The organism is Limnochordia bacterium, from assembly GCA_023230925.1.
Classification (GTDB): domain Bacteria; phylum Bacillota; class Limnochordia; order DUMW01; family DUMW01; genus JALNWK01.
Genome location: JALNWK010000076.1, coordinates 1 through 9,761, shown reverse-complemented (window position 1 = coordinate 9,761; position 9,761 = coordinate 1). Strand labels below are relative to the sequence as shown.

General features: G+C 47.6%; 10 protein-coding genes and 1 tRNA gene. 5 read left to right on the top strand and 6 right to left on the bottom strand.

Translation table 11 applies throughout. The features are described 5' to 3' along the window. From M0Q40_11890 to M0Q40_11880, 3 genes are all read left to right on the top strand, one after another. Window positions 1-190 (top strand): hypothetical protein (locus M0Q40_11890; protein ID MCK9223295.1); only part of this gene is annotated, 190 nt, incomplete at its 5' end. Next, window positions 171-866 (top strand): tRNA threonylcarbamoyladenosine dehydratase, encoded by a 696-nt coding sequence (locus M0Q40_11885; protein MCK9223294.1) that lies wholly within the window; start codon window positions 171-173, stop codon window positions 864-866. The genes M0Q40_11890 and M0Q40_11885, both read left to right, overlap by 20 nt. Before the next feature lie 9 nt (window positions 867-875). Next, a complete protein-coding gene (locus M0Q40_11880) occupies window positions 876-3,005 on the top strand; it encodes an Eco57I restriction-modification methylase domain-containing protein (protein MCK9223293.1) in 2,130 nt (709 codons plus the stop codon). On the opposite strand, the gene M0Q40_11875 is transcribed toward M0Q40_11880, so the two are convergent. From M0Q40_11875 to M0Q40_11865, 3 genes are all read right to left on the bottom strand, one after another. Further along, window positions 3,002-3,376 carry a YueI family protein gene (locus M0Q40_11875; GenBank protein ID MCK9223292.1) on the bottom strand — a complete coding sequence of 125 codons (375 nt, stop codon included), beginning with the start codon at window positions 3,374-3,376 and terminating at the stop codon, window positions 3,002-3,004. The genes M0Q40_11880 and M0Q40_11875 overlap by 4 nt on opposite strands. Window positions 3,377-3,393: 17 nt before the next feature. Beyond that, the gene (locus M0Q40_11870; protein MCK9223291.1) at window positions 3,394-4,278 is read right to left on the bottom strand and encodes a cation diffusion facilitator family transporter; all 885 of its coding nucleotides are present in this window, start codon (window positions 4,276-4,278) and stop codon (window positions 3,394-3,396) included. Between the two features lie 476 nt (window positions 4,279-4,754). Continuing rightward, entirely contained in the window at window positions 4,755-6,134 is a 1,380-nt protein-coding gene (locus M0Q40_11865; GenBank protein ID MCK9223290.1) for a sulfatase, read from the bottom strand. Between the two features lie 445 nt (window positions 6,135-6,579). Here M0Q40_11865 and M0Q40_11860 point away from each other — a divergent pair, with 445 nt between their 5' ends. After that, window positions 6,580-6,780 (top strand): AraC family transcriptional regulator, encoded by a 201-nt coding sequence (locus M0Q40_11860; GenBank protein MCK9223289.1) that lies wholly within the window; start codon window positions 6,580-6,582, stop codon window positions 6,778-6,780. Between the two features lie 65 nt (window positions 6,781-6,845). Here M0Q40_11860 and M0Q40_11855 read toward each other — a convergent pair. Beyond that, a tRNA-Ser gene (locus M0Q40_11855) sits at window positions 6,846-6,938 on the bottom strand. Window positions 6,939-7,270: 332 nt separating this feature from the next. Between M0Q40_11855 and M0Q40_11850 the strand changes: the two genes are divergently transcribed. Then, entirely contained in the window at window positions 7,271-8,554 is a 1,284-nt protein-coding gene (locus tag M0Q40_11850; GenBank protein MCK9223288.1) for a Glu/Leu/Phe/Val dehydrogenase, read from the top strand. A gap of 54 nt (window positions 8,555-8,608) precedes the next feature. Here M0Q40_11850 and M0Q40_11845 read toward each other — a convergent pair whose 3' ends face one another. Beyond that, window positions 8,609-8,899 carry a hypothetical protein gene (locus tag M0Q40_11845; protein MCK9223287.1) on the bottom strand — a complete coding sequence of 97 codons (291 nt, stop codon included), beginning with the start codon at window positions 8,897-8,899 and terminating at the stop codon, window positions 8,609-8,611. A 678-nt stretch (window positions 8,900-9,577) separates the two neighbouring features. Then, window positions 9,578-9,761: hypothetical protein (locus M0Q40_11840; GenBank protein ID MCK9223286.1), on the bottom strand; the 184-nt coding region annotated here is incomplete at its 5' end.

Below are 9,761 nucleotides of genomic sequence, written 5' to 3'. Positions count from 1 at the left end.
GTCTGCTCTCTCCTTTGACTTTGATTTCGCTTTCAATTATAAAGGTTATTTGAGCGGATTACCAGCCCTTTTTTCAATTCCCCTTCATATCGATATTTTCGTTGACTTTGACGGGGCCCTGGGGAGGGAAATAGCAAGGATCGTCGAACTGTGTTGTAAGGAGACTAGCAATGGACCATCAATTCAGTAGAACAGAGCTTTTAATTGGTAAAGAAGGTATAAACAAATTGGCTAAGGCCAAAATCGCTGTTTTTGGATTAGGGGGAGTTGGCTCATTCTGTACCGAAGCCTTAGCACGGGGTGGTATTGGAAAGCTTGTACTGATCGATCCCGATCACGTTAGCCTAACCAATCTAAACCGACAGCTACCTGCTTTATACAGTACCCTAGGCCATTTAAAGACTGACGTCTTAGCGCAGCGGATTAGGGATATTAATCCCTTATGCCAAGTAGAGACCTATCCCTTAGCCTATACGGCTGATTCCCGTTCCGAACTAATCTCAAACTATGATTATGTAGCCGATGCCATCGATTCGGTAAGGGATAAGGTGGATCTGATTAAAAGCTGCGTTGAACAGCAGATCCCCATTGTTTCCGCAATGGGTGCAGGGAGAAAACTAGATCCCACCGCCTTCGTAGTCGCTGATATAAGTGACACGGACACATGTCCCCTTGCCCGGGCCGTCCGTCAAAGGTTACGGAAACATGACATCGAAAGGGGCGTCAAGGTCGTTTTTTCTAGGGAACAGCCTCAGCAATATCACGAATCATCAGTAACCGGGAGCATCTCCTTTGTCCCACCGGTTGTGGGCATGATCCTTGCTAGCGTAATCATCCGGGATCTGTTAGGAATCTCCCTAAGTTGAGGTAAGAACATGGATAAGGATTTACACAATGTGATCGCAGAACAGGTGTTGCTCCCTTTTACTTTGGGTCTGATGGATCAGGGAAGCTGTCCGGAACGCAACTTGCTCTCCCAGTCATTGTACTTATTAATCCAAGCGTGCTTTTTGGTTACCGCCGAGAGCAAGGGTTACCTAACCATTGATCTGGCATCTATTGGTGCTGGCCCGAATAGCAGCAAACAGAGTATTGAGCAAGGGGATTTTTCTCGTCTTTACCGTGAGGTTATCGCACAAACACGCTTAACCCTACCCGAACCAGATATTGGCATTGTCTCTGATCAGTTTTTTGCCAAGGGATTAAGCAACCTGCTAAAGCTAAAGGATATAATCAGGGACTTACCCCCCCTTTGGTTAGCTGATCTATACGAGAGTCTTAAGGATTGTTCCCTGGGTCAGAATCCCGATCAGGAATGGACCTGGCACAAAACGGCTCACAAAAAGCCCAGCTGGGGAGCTTATTACACTCCCACCTTCATTACCCGTTACCTAGTAGAACAGACTGTAGGACCAATAGTCAGACAACAACTAGAACAAGGAGAGTTTCGTGGTGTTCATATACTAGATCCGAGCATGGGCTGTGGCCATTTCATAACCACCGCCTTAGATTTTCTGTTAAATACCATAAACCCCTATTTCAAAGGGAGGGAATCTGCCCTACACTGCCTTTATTCGGAGACATTTCAGCTGGAACCGCCTCCTTCAGTAAATCAAGCTGTTGTTCGACTCATTGCCTCCGAGTACCTATACGGAATAGACCTTGATGAGGCGGCAGTATATGTATGCAAACTAATCCTGCTTCTTTATGCCCGGGTAGAACCGGTCCCCCCCTCCTTTGCTCAGGGGCTGCGGGTGGGTAATGCCCTTTGGGGAGCCTGGGCCGATGAAATCCCCGGACTACGAAGACAAAGGTTAGCTGAACTGGATCACTCCCAACTAAAGAAGCAGTATGGCCCTGTTTTTGACCAGTATCTGCAAGAGCTGTCTCCATGGCTTTCGCCTGGTTTCCACTGGGAACTGGAGTTCCCCCAGGTGTTCCTGAGTGAGAAAGTTGGTTTTGATGCCATTGTCGCTAATCCACCCTACCTGCATGTAAAGCGAGCCATGGATGCCAACTACAAAGAAGCTCTGTTGAAACGGTTCTCCCTGACAAAGGGTCAATGGGATCAGGGGGCTCTTTTTATTGAACAGAGTCTCCGTCGACTCATAGATCCTAACGGGTACATCGGCATGATTTTGCCCAAACCGTTTTTCACAGCGCAGAGCTTCGAGAACCTAAGAAGGATGATCCTGGAATGTATGAATGTACACAGTTTTGGACCCTGTGGAGTCTGCTTTCCAGAGCCGAACGTGGAGGCCAATACAATTGTCTTAGGTAGTGTACCCGCCCCAGCTGTGGCTATCACCAGGATTTGCCGGGAGCAATTCGAGGTAGAAAAGACCATTCCCGCCCATTTACTATCCAGACTACCGTTCTGTACCTTCAGCTACTTAGTCGAACCTGAATGGATTGAGCAGATCGTTGCCAACTACCAGATGGGTAATTATGTTCCTCTCCATACTCTAGTCACATGGAAAAGGGGGGTAGAAAAGGGCAAACGGGGGACGACAAGAAGAGGCCTTCCTTGTATTACCGGGCAGGATTTGACTTGCTACCATGCTATTCCTAGTACCTTTATCCAACCAACCGATGACTTAGTGGTGTACAAAGAGCCAAGCTTATACAAACAACCGGAGAAGCTTCTGCTGCGAAGGGTAGCAGACAGACCCATCGCCGCGGTGGATACCACAGGTTCGTATGTACTGAACACCATCTACGTAGGAGTCACCGCACCGAGTATTAGCCGGCATGCCCTATGCGCCGTCATGAACAGCGCCTTTTTTGCCGACCTCTTCAGGCAGCTATTTAACCTAGATGATAAGCTTTTCCCTTACCTGCGCATTTCCCAGCTTAATCAAATGCCAATTCCCGCGAAACTTGGTACCTGTTCGAGACTAGGGGAGATATCCCGCAAACTACACAGCAAAATCTCTCCTTCCCAGAAGTCAAAGCTTTTGGAGGAGATTGAATCAATCGTCAGCCGTGCTTACGATGTGGGTTAATCCCTTTTGCGAAGGACCAAAGCAAAAGGACTAGATACATCCTGTTCGGTTACCATCATAAAAGGCAGGTTCTTCTCCTGAGCTAGCCGGACATAGGGCATAACTAGTCGCAGAGGGGCCTTGCCATTAATCAGGAGCCTCTCCGTAACTTGGGGATCCAAGTAACGATGGAGTTCCTTTTGAACCTCCTTGGTTTGCAGCTGCTCTTTGGTATAAGCCGCCAGTACATCCTCCTGGAAAGAGCCAAGATACTTCTGTTTCTCTTCTTTTTTAATCTCTAAAGGTCCACTAATGGCCGCACTAATGGTCCTTGCTAGTTCGTCCTTATTGCTAAAGGTTCGAGCTCGCTCGGTGGTTTTTTCGTCGGGCATCGCAAGGTTACCTCCTGTCAAGCCTGTTCTTTTTCAGCATCAAAGGGATCCACATGCACCAACACATCAGTAACTTCGGGAATTGTCGTCACGATCCTGTTGCGGACCGCCGAGGCAATATTGTGTCCTTGTTCCACTGTTAACTCGTGATCGACACTAATCCGTAGATCAATGTAGGCATTAGCCCCATATCTACGGCTACGAATCTCATCAACATGCACTACTCCACTGACTCCCACGACTTCATTATTAATCGCATCATACAGCAAGTTATCTACCTGGGCATCCATGAACTCATCAAAGGTTGAACGAAAGATATCCCAGGCTGTTTTCATGACGATTATAGCAACGACCCCAGCAACCAATGGATCAAGGAAAGGATAGCCATGGCGTGCAGCAAATATACCAATGGACGATGCCACCGAAGACAATGCATCACTGCGGTGGTGCCATGCGTCACTAATCAGTGCCCTGCTGTTGATTTTCTTGCCCTCTTTTACAGTAACCTGGTACATGAGTTCCTTAACAACAATGGACAAAATCGCCATCCATAGAGCAATCTTCCCAGGAACAGTGAAGTTCTGAGCAAGGGTATCCTTAACCGAAGTCCGGACCATTTCCAGACCCACAACAAAAAGGAGGATCGCCAGCACCTTAGCTGAAATGGACTCCGCGCGGCCATGACCATAGGGGTGTTCCTTATCCGGGGGTTGCTGTGCTACCCTCAGCCCCAAGATAACCCCAACGGTGGTAACCGAATCGGAACCGGAATGCACAGCATCAGCCACCAGGGCAGATGAACCACTCAACACTCCAACAACAGCCTTACCCAATGCCAGTAAAACGTTAATAACCAAAGTAACGACTGAAAGCTTCTCGCCTTTCTTGAACTTATCATTCATGAGTTAGTTCCTCCCTGCGAACAATGGCTAAAGATCCTGTGAGAAACTACTACTTCCCACAGGATCTTTTCCCGTAACAGAAAAGCCGCCAGCTTACCAGCGGTCTTTTTCTGAAGCGCTCTAATCCATTATATGTTCGCCTGTTTACTCTGATATTTTACCATATTAGGAGCGTTCATTTCAACTGCAACCGAAAGCTCATTTTAGGATAAGACAAGCCCCTGTTATCGCCATTGCAGGTCAAACTTGGATTTACGAAATCCGGGCCATTCTTCGTGCAGGTTCTTGCCGTTTCCGAGGAGTTCGGAGAAGAAAGTCCGCCACCGGTAGTCTTCCATGATCATGGTTTCCTGACATGACTGGGATCAGCAACATCCTGTTTAAACGTCGAGCCATCCCATCGGTGGCATCACCTTTTGGGAAACGCTAGCAATCAATTGAATAATCTGGTGACACCTGTTTCCGTTCCTCTTCCCCTAGGCTTGATCCTTTCTAGGCTGAGGCATTAATGCCTCGATCGAGTTTCTCCAACTGACCAACATCCGATGCATCTCTGCCGCTAATTGTGGTTCCGCTGTCACTAGGTTCTTCGTCTCCGAAATGTCTTCCCGCAGATTGTATAGTTCCAGACGTCCATCTTCAAAGAACTCAATCAGCTTATGGTCTCCCCTTCGGATTGCAGAACCCGGTGTCCCTCCCTGGTTTCCATAGTGGGGGTAATGCCAATAGATCGCCTCACGGTCTATGCTCTCCTCTCCGTAAAGCAAAGGAGCAATGCTGATACCATCATAGTGCTGTTCCGGCAAGAGGGAAAGGCCCGCTAGCTCCAACAGAGTTGGGTAAAAATCTGGACTAGTTACCGCGACTTCACATACACTACCCGATTGAATCACGCCGGGCCACTTGATGATTAAGGGCTCTCTTACTCCACCATCATACATCCAACCTTTACCCTCACTTAAGGGGGAATTACAGGTAGGCGAACCCTCTGCGGTGCTAAGTCCTCCGTTGTCTGAAGTGAAAATCACAATCGTATGATCGATGTCCTCGATGGCTTCTAGCAGACGACCTATATTCTGATCAAGATTGAAGATCATGGCTGCGTACGCCGGATCCGATTGAGTCATCCGACGGGTCACCCGCTTTCCTTTCTTGTGTTCCACAGGGAAATGTTCCCCCTCACGTAACGGGTCAACCTTATCTAGGCCCATCTTCACTGCCTTTTCTTTGAACCTTGCTAGATCATCCTCCTTAGCTTGGATGGGAGTGTGCACGGCATAGTGGGATAGATATAGGAAAAACGGTCGTTCATCCTTATTCTTGATTAGCTCTATTGCTTCATTGGTAAGCCGGTCAGTGAGATACTCCCCCCTAGGACCATTCTCTAATGTCTCTATGCCATAAGGGCTAAAATAGCCTTGGCGAGGATGTCCCCAGCTACATCCACCTATGTTGACTTCAAACCCGTGTTCCATTGGGTAATAGGGCCGGGCACCTAGATGCCATTTACCCACAAACCATGTGGCATACCCGGCTTCGTTAAGTGTTTTGGCTAAGGACCTCTCAGTCATAGGGAGATGATCTATATATGGTGCATCGATCAACTTACCAAAGGAAGGATGTTCTTTTCCACCGATGTAGTTTGTCAGTCCGAGCGTAGCGGGGTACTTGCCACTTAGGATACTTGCCCGGGTCGGTGAGCATACCGGTGCCGCTGCATAGGCATCGGTAAAACGCATACCTTCCTCGGCTAGTCTATCTAGGTTAGGCGTCTCATAGAACTTGCTTCCATAGCAGCCAAGATCTCTCCACCCAAGATCGTCGATCAGAATAAAGATAATGTTTGGTTTCGTCATCGAGTTCAATAGCTTTCCAAGTCAAAAAAGCCAATGCACCACCCTTCATCTAGGTATAAGCCGGACAATGGGAATTCGGCCTTGTTGCTAACGAAGACTCTCAAACGCTGCAAAATAGTGCTTAAAGAACCTGTATGGCTCTACCGAAGTGGCAACTGTGCGGCCCATCGGAAGCTGAAGACCAATGGGTCGTCCCCCAAAGCTACTCGGGAATAAAGATTAACAGAGACCGTACCCTGTTCGTATTCACACAAACTCGGCTCGAATATTGCGGCAGCCACCAATGGGTCATGGAAGGTGATCATTATCCGTTGGCGGAACCAGACTGAGGCTAGCTCCAATACGTTCCCAGTAACTGTCCGATAAAAGCCTCCACTACCTCATCCTGTGTCATCGGGCACTTTTTCGTGACATCCAGTCCAAAGGAGCAATTGTTGCCGGCCAAGTGGCGATAGACAATGGCAGCACTAAAGAGATCTACCAGCACATTCCATTCTGGATTAGGTCCATAGAAAAACCTGCCATCATCAAGGAGATCGCAAGCAGTCTAGGCTATGGTTCAATACAAGCTTTTAGCCAAGCCTTCAGTAGGGAGGTAGGGATTAGTCTTAGCGAATATACAAAGCGGGTCTTGCAGAAAACTTAGTTATCCGATGAAACACAGATGCAAACCGGTATGGAAATAAAACTGATTAGAATTAGGCATAAAGATGGCGGAAGGGGAGGGATTCGAACCCTCGGTAGGGGTTTAGCCCTACAACGCATTAGCAGTGCGCCCCGTTCGACCGACTCCGGCACCCTTCCGCAATAGTGTTCTTTACAGTGACGTAAACAAGTCATAGTTTATCACAGGAGCACTACGGTGTCAACTTCTCAAACAAGCTGGTAGAGTCAGCAATTAGCCGGTAGGAACTTTCCCCTTCTCCAGCAAGTTCACAAGGACGCCTCCAGGTTTTCTGCGAAGGGTTCCCTCTAATCCCCCCTCTTTTGCCCGGCAAGGCATAGCTTCAGAACACATCAGGGAATACCAGCAGGCTCCTTGTCATATGGTGCTCTTACTAATTGCTTTCTACACGACAGTAGAGTATCCTTATATGTATAACTTATGAATTCTTCACAAGTAGGGAGCAAGAGAAATGGGAGAAAACTACAACGCTTATGTGACAGCACAAAAGCAATTTGATGATGTAGCCAATGTAATTGATCTGGATCAATCGGTGCGCGAACTACTACGTCAACCCAGCCAGGAAATTCATTTTACGATTCCGGTGAAAATGGATGATGGAACCACGAAAGTATTCAATGCTTATCGGATTAAACATAACGATGCCCGGGGGCCCGCAAAAGGCGGCATCCGTTTCCATCCGGAAGAGACAATTGATACAATTCGGGCATTAGCCATGTGGATGACGTGGAAATGCGCAGTGGTAGACATTCCCCTTGGTGGTGGAAAGGGTGGCATTGTCTGTGATCCTCGTAACCTATCAAAGGGCGAACAAGAGCGTCTATGCCGCGGATATGTCAGGCAGATAGCTAAAAACATTGGCCCTGTAATTGATGTGCCCGCCCCAGATGTTATGAGCACTGGTCAACATATGCTATGGATGCTAGATGAATACGAGACGATCCATGGTGGTCATTATCCAGGTACCATTACTGGAAAACCAGTGGGAATGGGTGGTTCATTAGGTCGTAAGGAAGCTACCGGATACGGGGTTATTTATACACTTAGAGAAGCACTTAAAGCATTGAACATTGATATTACGAAGACAACCGCAAGCCTCCAAGGCTTCGGGAACGTTGCTGAATATGCAGCTCGAATGTATACACAGCTTGGCGGGAAGATTATAGCCATATCATGCTGGGATAATCACGACAAAAAGGCTTGGACCTTCCGTAATGCAAACGGGCTTGACGTTGAGCAAATGGCCGCTATAAAGGATCCTTATGGAACAATCAATAAAGAAAAGGCCCAGGAGCTTGGATGTGAGCTACTAGACGGCAGCGAATGGATTGCCCAGGATGTTGATATTCTCCTTCCTTGTGCGCTTGAGAACCAAATTACACCAGCCTCTTTCGCAAAAGTCAGCAGTCAGGTAAAAGTGATTTGTGAGGGAGCAAACGGACCGACAACCCCGGATAGCGATGAGCTGATAAAGGCTAAGAATATCTATGTTGTTCCTGATTTTCTATGTAATGCTGGCGGAGTCACCTGTAGTTATTTCGAGCAAGTGCAGTGTAATATGAACTACTTCTGGTCAAAGGAAGAGGTCTTGGAGAAACTGGATTTCAAGATGACATCCGCTTTTCATGCAGTTCATCAGCTTGCTCAAGAGAAGAGTCTGTATATGCGGGATGCTGCATATGTGATCGCCATTAATCGAGTAGCGGAGGCAGTTAAGCTCCGTGGATGGCTGTAATAGGATGTTTTCCACAATAGGCTATGTCTGTATACAGATATAGTCTATTGTTTTCTAAAGACATAATGTCATATTTCCTGCTATGGCTGTGATTAGGAGTAGTAGGGATTGATTGGCATGGAGTTTCGCATACTTAGATTCGCTACAGGTCAGCAGCGGCAAGAAGAAAAGGAAATAGGAAAGCCCCGCCATGGTCTTGCCCGTTTCTACGTCCTCAGCGGTATAGATATTCTCCTCGGCCTGCGTAGCTTCTTTGTACTCAAAACTGTTTTTATGCTCAGTCATTGTGATTTCAGTTCCGACGGTCTTGCACCGGATTCGCAGGGGTTTATCTGTACCTGTCATGGAGCCTGCGTGTCTCATCCATTGATGTCGCGATAGTTGATAATCAGCGCTGCTCTAGATTTGACTCTTAATTTTTTGTAGATGCCTGTCATGTGCGTATTCGCTGTGGAATATTTGATCAAAAGCTGTCCTGCAGACTCTTTCAAAGTAAAGCCTTCCAAGAGTGGGAGATACAGTTCATACTCACGAGGAGTAAGCCGCGCGACCCGCCGCATGGAGCGGCTAGTTCTTTGTCCGCAACTTGCCGTTTCCCGTTTGATAAAGTGAAATCAGGCTGATCAGCACATTACTACCGACACTTTTCCGTATTGTTGAGGGCGAAAACGAACGGCATTAGGATACTGGCGTTGACACAGCCAAGGGCATTCCGACGATAGTCGCGCACAGCAATTGAATTTGTGTGTTTGGGGCAATCAGAAATAGACCGACCCCCGTGATTACCAGTGCTGCCCCGATGCGGGCCGTTTTGACAAACCACTCCTTTTGAATGATAAACATAAATATGCCGGAGGAAACGAGATTGACGGTGTGTAGTAAGCTGCGAAGCTCCGTGCTGAAAACATTTTCTGTAAACGGCGACGCCTTCTACCAATTTACAAAGGACATGACCCATGCGTAGTAGATGACCTAGATAAAAATATCTAGTTTTACCCTCCGTCTGTTACCAGCCTTCACAGGCTAAGGGTTCATAACTACTATGGACTTATCTGCCACCCTATACCACTTCTTCTCTTCCTCGCCTTTCGGCTTGTTCGAGCTTACCAAGTCGACTTGGATGGTGTAGGGCTTCCCCAGGTAAGTCTGCCTGCCTGAACATGAATCCGTCCGTCCTAACCCCTTAGGTTGTCTAGCTTCTGGGCTT